The sequence below is a fragment of the Lysobacter sp. 5GHs7-4 genome, from assembly GCF_021284765.1.
Lineage (GTDB): Bacteria > Pseudomonadota > Gammaproteobacteria > Xanthomonadales > Xanthomonadaceae > Lysobacter.
Window position 1 is genome coordinate 4,541,679 of sequence record NZ_CP089924.1, and the last position, 19,257, is coordinate 4,560,935.

Annotated in this window: 14 protein-coding genes; 2 read left to right on the forward strand and 12 right to left on the reverse strand. The window is 68.5% G+C overall.

The window, feature by feature from the left end:
• Positions 1-84: 84 nt before the first annotated feature.
• Complete coding sequence (locus tag LVB77_RS20555) at positions 85-798, reverse strand: glutathione S-transferase family protein (RefSeq protein ID WP_232908054.1); 714 nt, start codon at positions 796-798, stop codon at positions 85-87.
• A gap of 115 nt (positions 799-913) precedes the next feature.
• On the opposite strand from LVB77_RS20555, the gene LVB77_RS20560 reads away from it, so the two are divergent.
• Positions 914-1,828 carry a LysR substrate-binding domain-containing protein gene (locus LVB77_RS20560; RefSeq protein WP_232908055.1) on the forward strand — a complete coding sequence of 305 codons (915 nt, stop codon included), beginning with the start codon at positions 914-916 and terminating at the stop codon, positions 1,826-1,828.
• On the opposite strand, the gene LVB77_RS20565 is transcribed toward LVB77_RS20560, so the two are convergent.
• The 10 genes from LVB77_RS20565 to acnD all read right to left on the reverse strand — a co-directional run bounded on the left by LVB77_RS20565 (position 1,829) and on the right by acnD (position 16,984).
• Positions 1,829-2,428, reverse strand: coding sequence for an ankyrin repeat domain-containing protein (locus LVB77_RS20565; protein ID WP_232908056.1), 600 nt, complete (start codon positions 2,426-2,428; stop codon positions 1,829-1,831). It abuts the gene before it with no gap.
• Between the two features lie 23 nt (positions 2,429-2,451).
• Positions 2,452-3,525 (reverse strand): hypothetical protein, encoded by a 1,074-nt coding sequence (locus LVB77_RS20570; protein ID WP_232908057.1) that lies wholly within the window; start codon positions 3,523-3,525, stop codon positions 2,452-2,454.
• Positions 3,522-4,364 carry a hypothetical protein gene (locus LVB77_RS20575; RefSeq protein ID WP_232908058.1) on the reverse strand — a complete coding sequence of 281 codons (843 nt, stop codon included), beginning with the start codon at positions 4,362-4,364 and terminating at the stop codon, positions 3,522-3,524. Before LVB77_RS20575 ends, LVB77_RS20570 begins: the two co-directional genes overlap by 4 nt.
• 3 nt (positions 4,365-4,367) lie before the next feature.
• Positions 4,368-4,922 (reverse strand): sigma-70 family RNA polymerase sigma factor, encoded by a 555-nt coding sequence (locus tag LVB77_RS20580; RefSeq protein ID WP_232908059.1) that lies wholly within the window; start codon positions 4,920-4,922, stop codon positions 4,368-4,370.
• Positions 4,923-5,029: 107 nt separating this feature from the next.
• On the reverse strand, positions 5,030-7,234 hold the full coding sequence (locus LVB77_RS20585) for a DUF5916 domain-containing protein (protein WP_232908060.1): 2,205 nt from the start codon (positions 7,232-7,234) through the stop codon (positions 5,030-5,032).
• A gap of 196 nt (positions 7,235-7,430) precedes the next feature.
• Positions 7,431-8,876, reverse strand: a complete 1,446-nt coding sequence (locus tag LVB77_RS20590) for an XVIPCD domain-containing protein (RefSeq protein WP_232908061.1) — start codon at positions 8,874-8,876, stop codon at positions 7,431-7,433.
• A gap of 105 nt (positions 8,877-8,981) precedes the next feature.
• On the reverse strand, positions 8,982-10,469 hold the full coding sequence (locus tag LVB77_RS20595; protein ID WP_232908062.1) for an HNH/ENDO VII family nuclease: 1,488 nt from the start codon (positions 10,467-10,469) through the stop codon (positions 8,982-8,984).
• An 88-nt stretch (positions 10,470-10,557) separates the two neighbouring features.
• Positions 10,558-12,462 carry an XVIPCD domain-containing protein gene (locus LVB77_RS20600; protein ID WP_232908063.1) on the reverse strand — a complete coding sequence of 635 codons (1,905 nt, stop codon included), beginning with the start codon at positions 12,460-12,462 and terminating at the stop codon, positions 10,558-10,560.
• Positions 12,463-12,823: 361 nt separating this feature from the next.
• On the reverse strand, positions 12,824-14,014 hold the full coding sequence (prpF, locus tag LVB77_RS20605) for a 2-methylaconitate cis-trans isomerase PrpF (RefSeq protein ID WP_232908064.1): 1,191 nt from the start codon (positions 14,012-14,014) through the stop codon (positions 12,824-12,826).
• A gap of 372 nt (positions 14,015-14,386) precedes the next feature.
• Positions 14,387-16,984 (reverse strand): Fe/S-dependent 2-methylisocitrate dehydratase AcnD, encoded by a 2,598-nt coding sequence (gene acnD / locus LVB77_RS20610; RefSeq protein ID WP_232908065.1) that lies wholly within the window; start codon positions 16,982-16,984, stop codon positions 14,387-14,389.
• A 294-nt stretch (positions 16,985-17,278) separates the two neighbouring features.
• Here acnD and gcvA point away from each other — a divergent pair, with 294 nt between their 5' ends.
• Positions 17,279-18,235, forward strand: a complete 957-nt coding sequence (gene gcvA / locus LVB77_RS20615; RefSeq protein WP_232908066.1) for a transcriptional regulator GcvA — start codon at positions 17,279-17,281, stop codon at positions 18,233-18,235.
• 424 nt (positions 18,236-18,659) lie between these two features.
• Here gcvA and LVB77_RS20620 read toward each other — a convergent pair whose 3' ends face one another.
• On the reverse strand, positions 18,660-18,932 hold the full coding sequence (locus LVB77_RS20620) for a hypothetical protein (protein WP_232908067.1): 273 nt from the start codon (positions 18,930-18,932) through the stop codon (positions 18,660-18,662).
• Between the last annotated feature and the right edge of the window lie 325 nt (positions 18,933-19,257).

Here is a 19,257-nt window from a genome sequence, read left to right on the forward strand (position 1 = left end):
CGTTGCGGCCCAGTGCCGGCCGCAACGGCTTTCTGTGGGAGCGGTGCCGCGTCGCCTGCGCGGGTTGGCGCAGGCGACATCGGCTCAGGCCGCTTGCGCCAACCGCGGCAACGTCTGCGCCAGTGCGATCTCGCCGCGGAAGCCGCCGCTGCTCACCGCCGGCGTCTGGTCCTCGATGGCGTGCGCGAACTTCACCGCCGGGTCGGCTTCCAGGGCCTCGTACAGCCGCTGCAGCTTGGGGTAGTCGCTGCGGTCGACCACGTCGTGGTAGCGGGTCCAACGCGCGATGCCGATGAAGTAGGCATCGGCGATGCTGCGCTGCTCGCCCAGCAGCCACGGGCCCTCGCCGATCATCGCCTCGAGTTCGGCGTGCACCTTCTCGACCTTGGCGCGACCGTAGTTCACCAGCGCCTCGCGCTCGGCGTCCGTCACTTCATGCTCCAGCACGTACCACAGCGGCGCGAAGGCGTTGAAGAAGCTCGTGTTGAGGTAGGCCAGCATGCGGTTGAGGCGGTCGAAGTCGCGGCTGCCCTGGGCGTAGCCCAGGCCGCGCTCGCGGCCGCGCGCGGCGATGTGGTTGAGGATCGCCATGCTTTCGGTAACGACGGCGCCGTGTTCGTCCATCAGCGCGGGAGTTTCGCCGACCGGATTGATGCGGCGGAACTGCGCGCTGGTCACGACCTCCGGCATCTCGATGCGGCTCAGGGCGTAGGGCTCGCCCAGCCATTCCAGGGCGACGATGGAACCGAAGGAGCAGCCCGAGGGCACGCCGTAGTAGAGGATGGGCAGCGGATTCATAGCGTTCTCCAGTGAGGTTGGGGGCCGGTCTTGGCCTGGAGAAAGACTATTGGCGTGGACGCACAGCGAGTAGACTGCCAATCGTGGACCAATCGTCTACACCTATGGACTTTACGTGCTGAACCTCAACGACCTGATCCTGTTCGCCGCCGCGGTCGAGGACGGCGGTTTCGCCGCCGCCGGCCGCCGCCTGGGCGTGCCCAAATCCACCGTGAGCAAGCGCGTGGCCGAGCTCGAGGCCGGCCTGCAGGCGCGCCTGATCCATCGCACCTCACGCAGCTTCACCCTCACCGACGTCGGCCGCGACTTCTACGAGCATGCGCGCGCGGCGCTGATCGAAACCGAAGCCGCCGAGGCCAGCGTGCGCCGGCGCGTGGCCGAACCCAGCGGCCGCGTGCGCATCACCGCTTCGGTGCCCACCGCGCAGCTGTACCTGGCCGCGCAACTGCCGCGGCTGGCGCAACGCCATCCCAAGCTGCAGCTGCAGTTGGACGTCAGCGACCGTTTCGTCGACCTGGTGCAGGAGGGCTACGACATCGCCCTGCGCAGCCACTTCGCGCCGCTGCCGGATTCGGGTCTGGTGCAACGCGTGCTGACGGTGGAAACCGTGGTGCTGGTCGCCTCGCCGGGTTATCTGCAGGCGCAGGGAACGCCGGACGCGCCGGCGCGATTGACCGAACACGACGGCCTGCTCAGCGCCGCCGGTGCCGGCGTCTGGACCCTGCAGCATCGCGACGGCGGGCAGGCACAGGTCGCGCCGCGCGCACGCATGAGCGCCAACGAATCGGTCGCGCTGTTGCACGCCGCCAGCGCGGGACTGGGGATCGCCTGCCTGCCGCAGGGGTTCTGCGCTCAGGCGCTGGACGAGGGCCGGCTGCAGCGGGTGTTGCCGGACTGGCATGCGGGCCGGGTGACGACGACGCTGGTGATGCCGCATCGGCGCGGGCTGCTGCCCGGCGTGCGTGCGACGGTCGAGTTTCTCGCCGACTGCCTGCGCCAGGCCCCGGACGGCGCCGGGGCCGAGGGCTGATCAGCGGCGCGCGCCGCGCGCGACCAGGTACTGACGCACCGCCGCGGTGCGCGCCTGGTTCAAGGGCGAACGCCACATCGGCGCCGCGCCCGCATGGGCGCGCACCGACACGCCCAGATTCACGTCGGCGCCGCGTTCGACCAGGTACGCGACCGCGCGCACGTCGCCGCTGCGCGCGGCGTTGATCAGCGGCGTCTCGTCGTCCTCGACGATGGCGTCGACGTCGGCGCCGGCCTCGACCAAGCGCCGCAGCACGAGCAGATTGTCGGCTTGCGCGGCGGCCGCGATCAGGGCGTTGCCGTCGCCGCGCACGCTGCGGTCGACCTTGGCGCCCAGTCGCAGCAGTTCGGCGACCAGGGCCGCATCGCGACGGCGCGCGGCCTGGATCAAAGCGGTGCCGTCGCCGGACACCGCTGCGTCGATGTCGGCGCCGCGGCCGACCAGGTCGCGCACGGTATCGGCGCGGCCGGCCCTGACCGCGGCGATCAGCGCATCGCCCTCGTCGGAGGACGCCTTGGCGGGGCCGAGCAACAGCGCCGCGGCCAAACCCACGACCAGCGCCACGTACAAGCCGGCGCGTATCGGATAGCGAATCTTCATGGCAACTCCGTGGCTTTGCGCGCTCAGCGGCGCGGACGGTTGGGGTCGTAACCGGCATCCAGCAGCACGCGCTGCACCGCGCGCTGCTCGTCGGCACTGGTGGCCTGGTGATAGAGCTTCATCACCACGCCTTCGTTGGATGCCACCAGCAGGCTCTTCAGCACTTCCTGGCGCAGCAGCGGCGCGCCGCGCACGTTCGGGTACAGCGCCAGCAGATCGCGCGTGGCGTTGGCGGTGCCCAGCGCCTGGATCGCGGCGATGCGGGTGCCGGCATCGACCGAACTGTTGGCGACCTCGGCCAACACCTCGCTCTGTCCGGCCACGCCCAGCGCCTGCAGGGCGCCGGCGCGCAGGTGCGGCTCGGTGCTGTGGCGCGCGACTTCGGCCAGGTCCTCGTAGCTGCCGGCCACGCCCATGGCCTTGAGCACCAGCAGCTTGCGCTGCGGCTCGGGCACGGCGGCATAAACCTGGCGCAGCTCGTCGCCGGCGTTGGCCACGGCCAGCATGCGCACCGCGCGTTCGGACAGGGCGCGGTCCTTGCCGCGCGCGACCGCCGCCACCTGGGCCAGCGCGCCGGCATCGTCCATCTGGCTGAGCAGGAACAGCGCGCGCTGCTTCAGGCGCGGTGCGCCGGAACCGTTGAGGATGCCGACCAGTTTCGGGATCGCCTGCGCCGGCGGCTCCTGCAGCATGCCGGTCAGCGAATCTTCGCCGTCCACCGCCGCGGGCCTGCCCTTGCCGTGCAACAGCATCGCCGCATCGCGGTTCCAGCGGCTGCGCGGGAATTCGCTGCGCAGGCGCCGGACCAGCGCCGCCGCCTCCTGGTCGCGACCGCCGCGCATCAGCGCATAGGCCTGCCAGTACACCGCCGCGTCGACCGTGCTGGGCTCGTTCTGGCGCAGGCGCCGTTCCAAGTCGGCGAAGCGCAGTTGCGCCAGCTTCCAATCGCCGGCGCCCAGCGCGCTGTGGCCCTGCCAGTACAGCGCGTTCATTTCGCCGCCCGGATCCAGCGGCGCCGCCGCCAGCGGCGTGGCGAACAGCAAAGTCGTCAAAACCAGGGCGGCCAGGCGCGGACGCAAAGGGGTGTACCGGATCATGTCGTCGCTCCTTCCTGCGTCGCGGCGGCGCCGCTGCGCTGTTGCAAACGCGCCTGCACCGCGCGCACCTGGAACACCAGATCGCTGCCGTCGACGTAGTCGCGCAACGCGTTTTCTTTTTCGATGCCCGCAGCGGGGCTGCGGTTAGCCAGTTCGATCAGGGTCGGTTCCAGCGAGTGCAGGAACCCGGCCAGCGCGCGGTCGCCGCGTTCGCTGGCCGCGGCGGCGTAGAGACGGTTGTCGTCGACCAGTTCGCGCACGTATTGCGGATCCATCGGCGCCAGCGCGCCGCCGTCGTTGTTGACCACGCTCAGCAGCAGGCCTTCGGTGCTGCGCAGATGGCCGGCGACGTAGGCGTCGAGCACGCGGTCGGCGCTGCCTGTGGCCGGATCGGCGGCCGCATCGGGAGCCGGCGCGGCGGGTTGCAGCGCGGGCTGCACCGCGACCGGTGCCGCCGGCTGCACCGCATCGCGCGGCCGCAGCGACCAGGTCACCGCCAGGCCCAGCACCGCGGTCGCCGCCAGGCCCGCGCCCCAGGCGCGCCAGCGGCGGCGCGGGCGCGCGTGCGCATGCGGGCGCGCGGCCGGGACTGTCGCCGTCGCCGCGGCCGGCGTTTCGTGCAGGCGCGGCTGCAGGCGTTGCCACAGGCGCTTTTCCAGGTCGGGATCGTACGGCGGCAGCGCGTCGGCATCGGCCGCGGCCAGGATCTGGCGCAGCGTCTGATAGCGCGCGGCCAGGGCCGGCGTGGCCGCCAGCGCCGCGGCGATCTCGCGCACGCGCTCCGGCGCCAGGCCGTCGCGGTAGTGGTACAGGATCAGGTCGTCGTCGCGGATGGACATGGCTTACCTCAAGGTTTCCAGCGCGTCGCGCAACTTGCGCACGGCGCGGAAGATGGCCTGCTTGCACTGGCCGGTGTTCATGCCCAGGGTCTCGGCGATCCGCTCCAGCGGCTCGCCCTCCCAGTGGCGCAGGACGAACGCGGCGCGTTCGGACGGACTCAGGCGCTGCATCTGGCGGTCGATGCGCAGACCGATCTGCACGCCGGACGCGCGCGCTTCAGGATCGGGCGCGTCGTCGGGCAGCGCCGCCAGCACATCCGCGCCCTCGTCCTCGTCGGCGGCCGCCAGGGTCGCGTTGGCGTCCTGGCGGTGGCGGGCGTCGCGGCGCAGTTGCTCCAGCGCGGCGTTGACCGCGATCCGGTGCAGCCAGGTCGAGAACGCGGCGCGGCCGTCGTAGCCGGCCAGCCCGCGCCAGGCCTTGTAGAACGCCTCCTGCACCGCGTCCTCGGCCAGGGCGGCGTCGCGGGTGATGCGGAAACACAGCTGGAACAGCGGCCGCGCATGCGCCTCGACCAGCCCGCGGAACGCGCGCTCGTCGCCCGCGCGCGCCCTGGCCACCGCCGATTGCGCTGCACTGTCCAAAGGTGGGTCGCCGCCGTCCATCCCCATAGGATGCACGCTGCCCGGATTCGGTTAGCCGCGATTTTGCCGCCAGCGGCGACGGCCTAGAACCGGTAGCGGATCTTGGCCAGCAGCTGGTCGGCGTCGCGCAGGCCCAGGGCGTCGTCGAACAGCTCGCCGCCGCCGACGCCGTCGCGTTCCTGGCGCCGGTAGCCACCGCGCGAGTACGCCAGGAACACGTCCGACTGCGGCCCCAGCAGGTAGCGGTAGCGCAGCTGCAGGCCGAAGTTGTTGACGTCGAAATCCGGCCGCGCCTCGCCGCTGGCGCTCAGCTGCCCATTGGGCTGCAGGCGGTAGCGCTGGCCGCGGCTGCCGCGCACCGCCACCCATTCCGACTTCAGGCGCAGCTCGTGGCGACGGCCCGGGAACCAGCTCAGGCCCAGGCTGGCGAAGTCGCCGCGCCGGGCGTAGCGGCCGAAGTCGCGCCCGCCCTCCCAGATCAGCCAGTCCTCGCCGCGGTCGGGACCGAATTCGAACGAGGCGTTGAAGGCCTCGTCGGGATACCAGTTCGCGCCCAGCACCCACTCCTGCGTCGGCCGCGCGCTCAGCCCGCGCGGCACCAACGACGCCGATGCGGTCAGCGACCAGTCGCCGTAGCGGCGGCTGACGTAGCCAGCCTCGGCATCGTAACGGCCCGACCGCCGCCACAGGCCGTTGCCGCGCGAGATTAGATCGTCCCAGCCGGCGCCGATCAGGCTGGCTTCCAGGTACACCAGGTCGCCGCTGCGGAAGTTGAGGTCGGCGCCCAGCAGCAGGTAGGTCGGCAGGCGGTCGCCGCTGTCGTTGCCGCGCGCCTGCAGCTCGGCCGTCCAGCGCGTGCTGCCCAGGCGCGAGGCCGCGTCCTGGATGCGGTGCAGGTAGACCGCGGTCAGTTCCAGTTCGTTGAGGCTGGCGCGGCGCTGGAAGCCCAGGTCGTTGAAGTCCAGGCGGCGGCCGAAATGGGTGGCCTCCAGTTCGTAGCGCCAGCGGTCCGACGGCGTCCAGTTGACGCGCAGCCAGGCGCCGCTGTCGTCGCTGCGCCGGCCGGCCTGCTCGATGAAACTGCCCAACGCCTGCGCGTTGACGATCAGGCGCGGGTTGGGTTTCCAGCTCAGGTCCAGCGCCTGCACCTGCGCCTCGCGATCGCGATAAGGCCGCTGCACCAGGCTGCCCAGCCAGCCCAGGTTGAGGCCGGGCCGCAGCGGATACTGCAGGCGCGCGGCGTAGAAGTCGCGGCCGGCTTCGCCATCCTCGCTGGCGGCGAGCAGTCCGTAACCCAATGCGCCGACGGAGCCGTTGAGCTTGAGCGCGACGTCGATGTCGCTGGCGCCGGAACCGTCGTCGGCCTCCGCGCCGATGCGGCGGGTGTGGATCAAGCGGCCCGAGTCGGGCGTGGTCAGGTCGAAGATGCTCTGGTTCTCGGTGAAGAACGGGCGGCGGTCGCTGTAGAAGGTTTCCACCGCGTCGAAGTTGATCACCAGATCGTCGGATTCGACCTGGCCGAAATCCGGATTGACCGTGGCGCTGAGCTGGAAACCCGGCGACGGCTTCCAGAACACGTCGACGCCGGCGTTGTAGCGTGTGCGCTGGCCGATCAGGTCGTGGTTGGCGGTCAGGTAAGGCCAGATATGCAGCAGCGATTTGCGGTACTGCGGAATCTCGATGGTCTCGAAGCCGGACACGAAGCGCCCGCGCGAGGGCGACAGCGCCGGATAAGCCTGACGCTCGCCGTTGCTGCCCAGGGTGCGGCTGAAATAGACGTTGACCTTGCGCGTGGCGGTGTCGGTGCCGCGCATGGTCGCCACCGACCACGGGATCAGCAGTTCGGCCTGCCAACCGTCCGCGCTTTCGCTGACCGCCCAGGACCAGTCGGTGTCCCAGTCCAGGTTGGTCAGATTCTCGTTGGCGATCACGCCATCCTGCACCGAGCCGGACAGGTCGACGCTGAAGCTGTAGGCGCCGCGGCCGTCGCCGTCGAAATCGATGCTCACGTTGACGCGGTCGGCGACGCGGTTCTGGTCGCGTTCCAGGCGCGGCTTGACCCGCGCGAACGCCGCCGACTGCTCCAGCTCGAACGCCACCGCGATGCCGTCGGGCGTGGACAGCAGCCGCGCCTGGGTGGAGGAACCCGGCGCCGGCGCGTCCAGACGGAACGGCTCGGTGACCTTGAAGTCGCGGTAACGGCGCGCCTGCTCCCACTCGGGCTCGTCGAGCTTGCCGTCGACCACGATCGCCGCCTGCGCGCTCGCGCACAAACCCAGCGACAACACTATCCCGCCGCATGCGCGCGCATGCGTTTTGATGACTCGCGTTTGCATTGCTGACCCTGCGTCGATCGGATCGTCGACCTAAGGGATTGGACGCGGCAGCGACGCGGCGGTTAGGTGCGATTCGATCCGGCGCAAACGAATGCGCCAGGCCGGTGAGGGCCTGGCGCGGAGTCGTTCAACGAAGTGACCGATGCAATCAGTGCGTAAACGGATGCTTGACCTGCTGCTGCCCCTGTTGCTGGCCCTGCTGCTGCACATGGCTGAGCCGCGCCGCTTCCTGGGTGCTGTCGGCGATCGACTGCTTCACCGCGACCTGCGTGGACACCTGGCCGAAGCTGTGCACGCCGCGCGGATCGCCCTGGATCGCGAACAGCGAGCTGCCGTCGCCGCTGCGCGCGATCACGTCGATCGAGGTCAGCTTGGCGGCCTTGGCCGACACCGCCAGCGCGCCGGCCGCGTTCTCCAGCTCCTGGCCGTTCATGCGCTTGCCGATGTCGGTGTTGGACAGGCCGGTCATGGACAGCTTGTACAGGTTGTGGTCCGGATGCTCGGCGTCCTTGATCAGCATCGGCCGGCCGGGCTCGTAGCTGCGCGCCAGCTCGCGGATCTGCTTGCGCATTTCCGGGCTGAGCTGGCCGCCGTCGTCGACCAGCCAGCCGTCGAACTCGCCGCGCTTCATCGGCTTTTCCTTGTCGCGGAACTCCATCTCGGCGTTGAGCTCGAACTCGTGCGAGCTGTTGACGCTGCGACCGACCAGCCGCAGGTTGCTGGTTTCGTTGTAGGCGTCCAGCGCATTGGCCTTGGTGGCCGTGCCGTCCTGGGTGTGCTTCATCATTTCCTTGGCCAGGATTTCGAACGGCAGCTCGTGGTCGATGTCCAGGGCGTCGCGCGTGCACAGCTGGCCGGACGCGGCGCAGCGGAACAGGTGCACCTGCTGCTTCTGGCCGGTGTCCGGATTGGACGCCTCCACGGTGCAGGCGTACTGCTTCTGCAGCTGCGATTCGTACCATTTGCCGACCACGCCCGCGTCGAAGCTCAGGCCCTTTCGGCCCTCGTCCGGCGACCACTCCTTTTCCATCGTGGTCTTGGTGCGCCGGGCCAGATCGCGTTCGTCGTCGAACTTGGGATGGTCGGCCTTGGCGTCGAAGCCGAAACGCTCGCCCACCCACTCCTGCCACTGCGGGGAGTTGACGCCGTAGGTGGTCAGGACATTGTCGGCGCTGTCGCGCGCGCGGTTCACCACCGCCGGCAGCATGCGCAGGTTGCTGACGTCGTTGTAGGCCATGTGCGCCTCGGCATGGGTCTTCACGCCCAGCGCGTTGAAGTGCTCCTTCCACGGCGTGACGTGGTCGATGTCCAGCGCGTCGGTGCTGTGCCAGGTGTTGCTGCTTTTGTTGTGGTACAGCAGCACGTTGCCCTGCGGGGTTTCGAAACCCTGCGGGCGCATGAACTTGGCCGCCCAGTCGTTGCGCATGTACTCGACCGTGGAATCGTAGAAACCCACGCTGGCGCGGGTGTCCGAATCCTTCCACGGCTTGCGCTGCAGCTTGGCGCCGTGCTCGGTCGGCGACTCGTCTTCCCAGGTCACCAGGGTGACCTGCTTGCCGCTGCCCAGCGTTTCCTTTTCGAAGCTATGTCCCATTACCGCCTCTCCTTGTCGATGACGTCCGGCCGCGTGCGTCGAACCGATCCGATGGCTGGCCGTCCCGGTATCGCGATCGTGGCGACCGCGACCGGGCGGCGCGGATCACTGCACCAGACCGCGATGTTGCTGCTGCGCCTGCTGCCAGCTCTGCTGGGTCGGCGTGGCCACGCTGGCGATGTCCTGCGTGTTCTGCTGCACGGTGCGGTTGAGCAGCGCCTGCTCGGGATGGTGGACCACGTCGCGCGCGCCGCTGAAGCCATGGTCGCGCACCGCGTACAGGCTGCCTTCGTGGCTGACCACGCGCGAGATGTCCGGCATATGGTTCTGCTTGGCCAACAGCGCCACCGACGAGGCCAGCACCTCCTGTTGCTGCTGCGGCAGACGCGTGTACTCGTCCTGCACGCACTTGAGCGCGTTGCAGTACAGCGGATGGTCGGGATGGCGCGCGTCGTTGAGCAACGGCGCCTGTTGCTGCGGCTGCTGCGGCGGCACGAACGGTGGCAGCCCGCCGAAGCCGCCCTCGACCATGGTGGCGGTGCGGCCGTAGGTCTGCTGCATGGTCGCGCGGACCTGGGCGCTGATGCTGCTGGACGCCACCAGTTGGTCCTCGCGGTAGTCGCCGGGCAAGGGCTTGAGCACTACGTCGTCGCGGAACTGGCCCTCGCGGTTGAGCTCCCACTCGTGACCGCTGTTCGCGCTGCGGCCGACCAGGCGCAGGTTGGTGGTTTCGTTGTAGGCGTCCAGCGCATGGGCCTTGGTGGCGCCGCTGTCGGGCGCGTACTGCATCATCTCCTTGGACAGGATCTCGAACGGCACGCGATGATCGATGTCCAGGGCGTCGCGCGTGAGCAACTGGCCGGAGGCGTCGCATTTGAACAGCGGCACCTCGCTGATCTTGCCGGTGGTGGGGCTCTTGACCTGCACCGAGCAGGCATAGGCCTGCTCCAGCTGCGCTTCGTACCACTTGCCGGCGACGCGCGCATCGAAGCTCAGGCCCTTGCGGCCTTCGTCCGGCGACCACGGCGTTTCCATGGTGGTCTTGTGGCGGCGCGCCAGGTCGCGGTCCTCGTCGAAGCCGGGGCGGTTGACGCTGGGATCGAAACCCAGGCGATCGTCGACCCATTTCTGCCATTGCGGCGAGTTGGGCCCGTGCGTGTTGTAGACCAAGTCGGCGCTGTCGCGCGCGCGATTGACCACCGCCGGCAGCATGCGCAGGTTGCCGACGTCGTTGTAGGCGCGCATGGCGTCGGCCTGGTTGGTCACGCCCTTGTTGACGCAGTGCTGCTTCCACGGCGTGGCGTGGTCGATGTCCAGCGCGTCGGTGCTGTGCCAGGTGTCGGTGGTGGCGTTGTGGAACAGCGCGACCCGCCCGTGCGGCGTGTCGATGTTCTGCCCGTGCATGTTCTTGAACGCCCAATCGTTGCGCATGTACTCGATGGTGGAGTCGTAGAAGGCCAGCGAATCGCGCGTGTCGTTGCTGGTCCAGCGCGTGTTTTGCAGTCGGGCGCCGTGCTGGGGCGGCGCCAGATCGTCCGTGCTGACCAGGGTGACGTGGTGTCCGCCCTGCAGGGTTACGTCGTCGAAATGCATGGCTGAACTCCTTGGCGGCGACGCATCGGCGTCCTGTGTGGGGGTGCGGCGGGTGGAACCGTCGCTGAGTGATCGGTTGGCGCGCGCTTCAATGGCCGATGGTCGGGCTGCGCGTCTGCGCGGGCGGGGTGGCGGCTTGCGTCGCAGCCGGCAGAGCGGCGACATCGCGGGTGTTCTGCTCCATGGTCCGGCCCTTCAGTTGACTTTCCTCGACCGGAATGACCTTGCGATTGAACGGTCCGAAATCGCACACCGTGTAGAGCGTGCCTTCGTTGCTCACCACCCGGCTGACGGTCGGCATCTGGTTGGACTTGGCGATCAGGGTCACGGACGAAGCGACGCTCTCGCGCTGCGGCGTCGACAACTTGTCGGCGTATTCCTTCTGCACGCCGGCCAGCGCGCTGAGGTAGAGCTTGTTGTCCGGATGCCGCGCGTCGTTGAGCAGGATAGGACTGCTCTGACTGGGCGCCACCGACGATGGCGTGGGCGCACCGGTGCCGGCCTGCTTGGCCGGTGCTTGCGTCGCCACCGCCGCACTGGCCGCCGGCGTCGACGCAAACGTAGGCGCGGAAGGACTGGCCTGCGGGGCCGATGGGAACATCGGCATGAACGGGCCGCCCATCGACGCCGCGGTGCTGGCGTTGGGAACCGGCCGCGGCGCAAGCGGGGACGGACCGGTCGGCGGCGCCGACTGGAACATCGGCATGAAAGAACTGCCCATCGACACGGCGGCGCTGGCGGTAGGAGCCGATGGAGGCGCGAGCGGGGAAGGCCCGGCCGACGGGGCCGACTGGAACATCGGCATGAAGGGACTGGCCGGCGTGGCCGACGGAACCGTCGCCACGGCGGGGCTGGCCAGCGCAGAGGAGGAGAAGGTCGGCAGCGCGGGGCTGGCCTGCGGGGCCGAGGGGAACGAGTAGTCCTGCATGCCGAAGATGGTGCCGCGGCCGTGACCCATCGCCTCGCGGACCTGGTCGCGGATGCTGCTGGACAGCGTCGCCGACGCGTACGCGCGATCGCCGGGACGGGCCGGGCCATCGTCGTCGCGGTAGGTCATTTCCGCATTGAGTTCCCACTCGTGCGAACTGTTGGCGCCGCGACTGACCAGGCGCAGGTTGCTGGTCTCGTTGTAGGCGTCCAGCGCATTGGCCTTGGTGGCGGTGCCGCCGGCGGTGTGCTTCATCATTTCCTTGGCCAGGATCTCGAACGGCAGTTCGTGATCGATATCCAGGGCGTCGCGGGTGCACAGTTGCTTGGAGGCGGCGCAATAGAACAGCGGTACGTTCTGTTTCGCGCCCGTGGTCGGATGGCTCATCTCCACCGTGGTCGCGTACTGCTTGTGCAGCTGCGCCTCATACCATTTCCCGACCACCGCCGCGTCGAAACTCAGGCCCTTGCGGCCGTCGTCCGGCGCCCAGTCCTTGCTGGTGGTGGCGACGGTGCGGCGCGCGAGATCCTTGTCCGGATCGAATGCCGAAGGGCTGGCCTTGGCGTCGAACCCGAAGCGCTCGTCCACCCACTCCTTCCATTGCTTGGAGTCCTTGCCGTAGGTGCTGAGCACATTGTCGGCACTGTCGCGCGCGCGGTTCACCACCGCCGGCAGCATGCGCAGGTTGGCCACGTCGTTGTAGGCCATGTGCGCCTCGGCATGGCTGCGCACGCCCTTGTTGGCGAAGTGCTGCTTCCACGGCACGACGTGATCGATGTCGAGGGCGTCGGTGGAATGCCAGGTGTTGGTGGATGCGTTGTGATACAGCATCACGTTGCCATGCGCGGTCACGACCGGTTTCGGCGCCATGTGCTTGGCGGCCCAGTCGTTGCGCATGTACTCGACGGTGGAATCGTAGAAACCGACGCTAGCGCGCGCGTCGGTGGCTTTCCAGGGCTTGTTCTGCAGTTTCGCGCCGTGCTGGGTCGGCGATTCGTCCTCCCAGCTGACCAGAGTCACCTGCTGGCCGCTGGCGAAGGTCTGTTTCTCGAATTCGTAGCCCATAACCGCACCTCCCTGGCGATGACGCTTCGACTTCCTTGTAATCGGGCTGCGACGAACGCCCACCGCGGGGCGCCGGTCCGGCCCGGCCGAGCGAAGCTCAAGGCGGGCACGGCCGCGAGGATACCGCTACCCGGCACCCTTGCGACACTTTTAGTACACATATTAGGTGGCAGCAGACGACGGACGGTCGCAGCTCGTCGCGCCCCGGCGGGTGCAACTGGGTCGCAGCTCGTCGCGCCCCGGCGGGTGCAACTGGGGCGCGGCCGTGCGGCCTGCTACGGCCGCGAGTCAAACGGCGCGCGCGGCCGCAGGCGGCCACGGCGCTGGATACGGCGCCGGCTCCGGCACCGCGGCGGCGTTCTTAGAACGCGTCGGCCGGCACCCGCACCCAGCCTTCCATCAGCACGCGCGCGCTGCGGCTCATCGCCGCCTTGGTCACGGTCCATTCGCCGTCGATCTGACGCGCTTCCACGCCCACGCGCAGGGTGCCGGAGGGGTGGCCGAAGCGCACCGCCGAGCGGTCGTTGCCGCCGCCCGCGGCCCGATTGACCAGGGTGCCCGGCACCGACGCGGCGGTGGCGATCGCGACCGCGGCGGTGCCCATCATCGCGTGGTGCAGCTTGCCCATCGACAGCGCACGCGCGAGCAGGTCGATGTCGCCGGCGGCGATAGGCTTGCCGCCGGAGGCGGTGTAGTCGCGCGGCGGCGCGACGAACGCGACCTTGGGCGTGTGCTGGCGCTGCGCGGCGGCCTCGACGTCGGCGATCAGGCCCATGCGCACCGCGCCGTGGGCGCGGATGGTCTCGAACTTCGCCAGTGCGGCCGGGTCGCCGTTGATCGCATCCTGCAGCTCGGCGCCGGTGTAGCCCAGGTCGGCGGCGTCGAGGAAGATCGTCGGCACGCCGGCGTTGATCATGGTCGCGCGCAGGCGGCCCACGCCGGGCACGTCCAGCTCGTCGACGATGTTGCCGGTGGGGAACATCGCGCCGCCGCCCTCGCCTTCGTCGGCCGGGTCGAGGAACTCCAGCTCGATCTCGGCCGCGGGGAAGGTCACGCCGTCGAGTTCGAAGTCGCCGGTTTCCTGCACCTGACCGTTGCTGACCGGCACGCGGGCGATGATGGTCTTGCCGATGTTGGCCTGCCAGATGCGCACGGTCGCAACGCCGTCGTGCGGCACGCGCGCGGGGTCGATCAGGCCCGCGGCGATCGCGAAGGGACCGACCGCGGAGCTGAGATTGCCGCAGTTGCCGCTCCAGTCGACGAAGGCCTGGGCGATCGCGACCTGGCCGTACAGATAGTCGACGTCGTGATCGGGCACCTCGGACTTGGCGATGATCACGCACTTGCTGGTGCTGGAGGTGGCGCCGCCCATGCCGTCGGTGTGCTTGCCGTAGGGATCGGGCGAACCGATCACCCGCATCAGCAGGGCGTCGCGCGCCGCGCCGGGCGTCTGCGCCGACGGCGGCAGATCCTGCAGGCGGAAGAACACGCCCTTGCTGGTGCCGCCGCGCATGTAGGTGGCGGGGATGCGGATTTGCGGGAGATGGGCCATGGGGGTCGGGCTCGGTTAGGGATTGGGAAGCTGGCGGGTGCGGTAGTGCTTTTGGCTCGTCATGCCCGCGTTCGCTTTGGCTCGTCGTTCCCGCGAAGGCGGGAACCCAGTGACTTAAGCGTCATGCCTGGTCGCTCTAGCCCGTCATTCCCGCGAAAGCGGGAATCCAGTGACTTCAGCGTCATGCTTGGTCGCTCTAGCTCGTCATTCCCGCGAAAGCGGGAATCCAGTGACTTCAGCGTCATGCTCGATCGCTTTAGCTCGTCATTCCCGCGAAAGCGGGAATCCAGTGACTTCAGCGTCATACCTGGCTGCAGCCCTGCATCCCCGCCTTCGCGGGGATGACGATCCGGGCCGCCTCGGCGTTCAAGTTCACGCCGCCTGCGCCGATTCCAAGAAGTCGTTGGCGAACCGCTGCAGCACGCCACCGGCCTCGTAGATCGACACTTCCTCGGCAGTATCCAGGCGGCAGGTCACCGGCACCTCGACGCACTCGCCGTTGCGACGGTGGATCACCAGCGTCAGCGTCGCGCGCGGCGTGCGTGCGCCGACCACGTCGTAGGTTTCGGTGCCGTCCAGGCCCAGGGTGTTGCGGTCGGTGCCGGCCTGGAATTCCAGCGGCAGCACGCCCATGCCGATCAGGTTGGTGCGGTGGATGCGCTCGAAGCCCTCGGCCGCGATCGCCTCCACGCCCGCCAGGCGCACGCCCTTGGCCGCCCAGTCGCGCGAGGAACCCTGGCCGTAGTCGGCGCCGGCCACGATGATCAGCGGCTGGCGACGCTCCATGTAGGTTTCGATCGCCTCCCACATGCGCGTGACCTGGCCCTCCGGCTCGATCCGCGCCAGCGAACCCTGGCGCACCTTACCGGCCTCGTCGCGGACCATTTCGTTGAGCAGCTTGGGATTGGCGAAGGTCGCGCGCTGCGCGGTGAGGTGATCGCCGCGGTGGGTGGCGTAGGAATTGAAGTCCTCTTCCGGCACGCCCATCTTGGCCAGGTACTCGCCGGCCGCGCTGTCCAGCATGATCGCGTTGGACGGCGAGAGATGGTCGGTGGTGATGTTGTCGCCCAGCACCGCCAGCGGACGCATGCCGGTCAGCGTGCGCTCGCCGGCCAGCGCGCCTTCCCAGTACGGCGGACGGCGGATGTAGGTGCTCTGCGGGCGCCACGCGTACAGCGGATCGATACTGCCGCCGCCGGCGCCGTCGAAGCGGAACATCGGCTCGTAGACCTGGCGGAACTGCTCGGGCTTCACGCTCTGGGCGACGATCGCGTCGATCTCCTCGTCGCTGGGCCAGATGTCCTTGAGCGTGATCGGCTGGCCGTCGGCATCGAAGCCCAGCGCGTCCTTCTCGATGTCGAAGCGCACCGTGCCGGCGATGGCGTAGGCCACCACCAGCGGCGGCGAAGCCAGGAACGCCTGCTTGGCGTAGGGATGGATGCGGCCGTCGAAGTTGCGGTTGCCCGACAGCACCGCGGTCGCGTACAGGTCGCGCTCGATCACTTCCTGCTGGATCGCCGGGTCCAGCGCGCCGCTCATGCCGTTGCAGGTGGTGCAGGCGAAGGCGACGATGCCGAAGCCCAGTTTTTCCAGCTCCGGCAGCAGGCCGGAATCCTGCAGGTACAGCTGCACCGCCTTGGAACCGGGCGCCAGCGAACTCTTCACCCACGGCCGGCGCACCAGGCCGCGCGCGTTGGCGTTGCGCGCCAGCAGGCCGGCGGCGATCACGTTGCGCGGGTTGCTGGTGTTGGTGCAGCTGGTGATGGCGGCGATGATCACCGCGCCGTCGGGCATCTGCCCGGGCACGTCCTGCCATTCGCCGGCGATGCCGCGCGCGGCCAGTTCGGAGGTCGGCAGGCGCTTGTGCGGGTTGGACGGGCCGGCCATGTTGCGCACCACCGACGACAGATCGAACGTGAGCACGCGCTCGTACCGCGCATCGACCAGCGCATCGGCCCACAGGCCGGTCTGCCGCGCGTAGGTTTCCACCAGTTTGACCTGGGCATCCTCGCGGCCGGTCAGACGCAGGTAGTCGATGGTCTTGTCGTCGATGTAGAACATCGCCGCGGTGGCGCCGTACTCGGGCGCCATGTTGGAGATCGTGGCGCGATCGCCCAGAGTCAGCGCCGACGCGCCCTCGCCGTAGAACTCCAGATACGCGCCGACCACCTTGGACTGACGCAGGAACTCGGTCAGCGCCAGCACGATGTCGGTGGCGGTGATGCCCGGCTGCGGCTTGCCGGTGAGGTGCACGCCGACGATTTCCGGCAGGCGCATCCACGAGGCGCGGCCCAGCATCACGCTTTCGGCTTCCAGGCCGCCGACGCCGATCGCGATCACGCCCAGCGCGTCCACGTGCGGGGTGTGGCTGTCGGTGCCGACCAGGGTGTCGGGAAACGCCACGCCGTCGCGCGCGTGCACCACCGGCGACATCCGCTCCAGATTGATCTGATGCATGATGCCGTTGCCCGGCGGGATCACATCGACGTTGCGGAACGCGCGCTTGGTCCAGTTGATGAAGTGGAAGCGGTCCTCGTTGCGGCGGTCCTCGACGGCGCGGTTCTTGGCGAACGCGTCCTTCTCGAAACCGCCGTGCTCCACCGCCAGCGAGTGGTCCACGATCAGCTGGGTCGGCACCACCGGATTGATCTGCGACGGGTCGCCGCCGCGCTCGGCGATGGCGTCGCGCAGGCCGGCCAGGTCGACCAGCGCGGTCTGGCCCAGGATGTCGTGGCAGACCACGCGCGCCGGGAACCAGGGGAAGTCCAGGTCGCTGCGGCGCTCCACCAGCTGGGTCAGGTACGCCGCCAGCATCGCCGGCTCGGCGCGCCGCACCAGGTTCTCCGCATGCACGCGCGAGGTGTAGGGCAGACGGTCGTAGGCGCCGGGCGCGATGGCCTCGACCGCGGCACGCGCGTCGTAGTAGTCGAGTGCGGTGCCCGGTAGCGGCTTGCGGTATTCAGTGTTCATGGCTGGCGGCTGGCTTCGATGCGGGGGGCGTGGGACGGTGCTCACGGGCGCCGGCGCGGCGCGCAAACCCGGACCCGCCGCATGCGGGCAGACGATGGCCAGGAAGGCGGCGATGCCGAGGCCGGGAGTCACCGGCAGCCGCGATTATCCCGCAAACGCCCCGAACCCGGGGCGACGCGCTGTGCAGGACCGGGCCGGAGCGCCGTGCGCAGGCGCGCGGCGGCCCGTCCGGCGTTGACCGGCGGCGACCGAACGCGCAATCCTCGCCCCCTCTCCGACGCGGGCGCCTCACCGATGAACCGCATGCTGCCGGGCACGCGCGCATTGCGAACCTTCGCCGCGGCCGCCCGACATCTGAACTTCACCCGCGCCGCCGAGGAACTGGGGCTCACGCCGGCCGCGGTCAGCCACCAGATCAAGGAGCTGGAGGACCAGCTGGATCTGGTGCTGTTCGCGCGCGGCGGCCGCCATCTGCAGCTGACCCCGGCTGGCATGGTGATGTTCGAGGCCGCACAGGCCGCCCTGCAATCGCTGCAGCAGGCGCTGGCGCGCGCACGCGGCATGGCGCGCGGCGCCAGCCAACTGCGCCTGTCGCTGAGCGCGCGCTTCGCCACCAACTGGCTGCTGCCGCGGCTGCCCTCGTTCCAGGCCGCGCATCCGCAGCTGACGTTGAGCTTCGACATCAGCGACGAGCTGCGCGATTTCGACAGCGACGACATCGACCTGGCAATCCGCTTCGGCACCGGCCGCGTCGCCGACGCCTGCGCCGACCGCCTGTTCGATACCGTCATCGTGCCCGTGTGCAGCCCGCGGCTGCTGACCGCCAGCGCGACGTCGCTGCAGCCGCGCGACCTGTCGGCGCACACGCTCTACTACGTCGACTGGAAGACCGACGGCATGGTCTGGCCGAACTGGCGTATGTGGATGGCCGCGGCCGGTGTCGAGGATTTCGACGACAGCCGCTGCGTCGGCTTCCCGGATTCCAGCCACGTCGTCCAGGCGGTGATCGACGGCGACGGCATTGGCCTAGCCGACCTGGAGATGATAGGCAGCGACCTCGCCCAAGGCCGCCTGGTACGGCTGTTCGACATCGGCGTGCCGGCGGCAGCGGATTACGCCTACCACCTGGTCTATCCGCTGCGCAGCCGCGACGATCCGCGCATCGTCGCGTTTCGCGACTGGTTGTTGAAGCAAGCGGCCTTAGTCTCCCGCTTGCCCTTCCATCGTTTTCCAAAGAACCCGTCGCGATGAGGTTCCTGCGCCTTCAATCTTCGAACGGTGCGCGCAAGCTCGACCTCCGACCTTCGGAGGAACCTGGAAAATATCTCAGCGCCTTGACCTGGTTTAGGCGGTTCAAGTCGTTGCAGACGACCGCTTGGCGGCGCCCCGATGACGGTGCTGTTAGCAGAGCCATCGTAGTCCCAGATTTATTGCCCCGCCGCCCTCGCGCTAAGTCGCCTCTGCGCCAGTGCATGTCCTCGACTAGCTGCCTTCTCAAGCCAGAACTTCGCACGAGCGGGTGCATGCTTGTCTTTAGATGGATCCATGTAGATCAGCGCCCAGTTGTACTGTCCAACTGGGTCATTCCCGACGGCCGAGAGGCCGGCCTGACATCGCATTCGCCTTCGACCAGCGGTTTAAACCCGTCGATCTGTCGACAACCATGATCCACCATTCAACGCGCCGCAGCGACAGCAACTATAGTCATACCTATTAATTGACTAACAACCACCAAAGCAACTGGGCGCTGCCGAATAAACGCCGCCGCAATCGCACCAGACACTAGCGCCGCTAACAAAGCTATACCCACGATTATTAAAGCCAACTCCGCGTCAAGCCTGCCAACCGCCCTCATGGATAGACTGTAAAAAGCCAGTATGAGCCAAGTTATACTGGCGGCCCGAACGAATCTGGCAAGGTAACTGCCGCTCTCTACCTGCTGGTCCATGTATGTACTCCCTAACCCCGTTAAAAAGGTGACTTTGCGCTTCCAATATAGCCCCATCAAGCATTACGTTAGGCAGATGATAGAGCGATCGCATCTCTGAGTATTTAAGGTACATTTCATTCAAATATTTTAGAGCTTGACCATAGGTCAATTCTCTCCGACGAAAGCGGCAGCCTCATAGCCCCTTAATAACTTCGAGTCAAGTAGCCCACACTCAAGGTAGTCGGTATACGGGCGCTTTGGACCAACTGAGTCAGGCTTCATCGCGTCTATAGCAGATTCCACTTTTCAACAACCTTCCTAACCTTGCCATCCCAACCAGGGA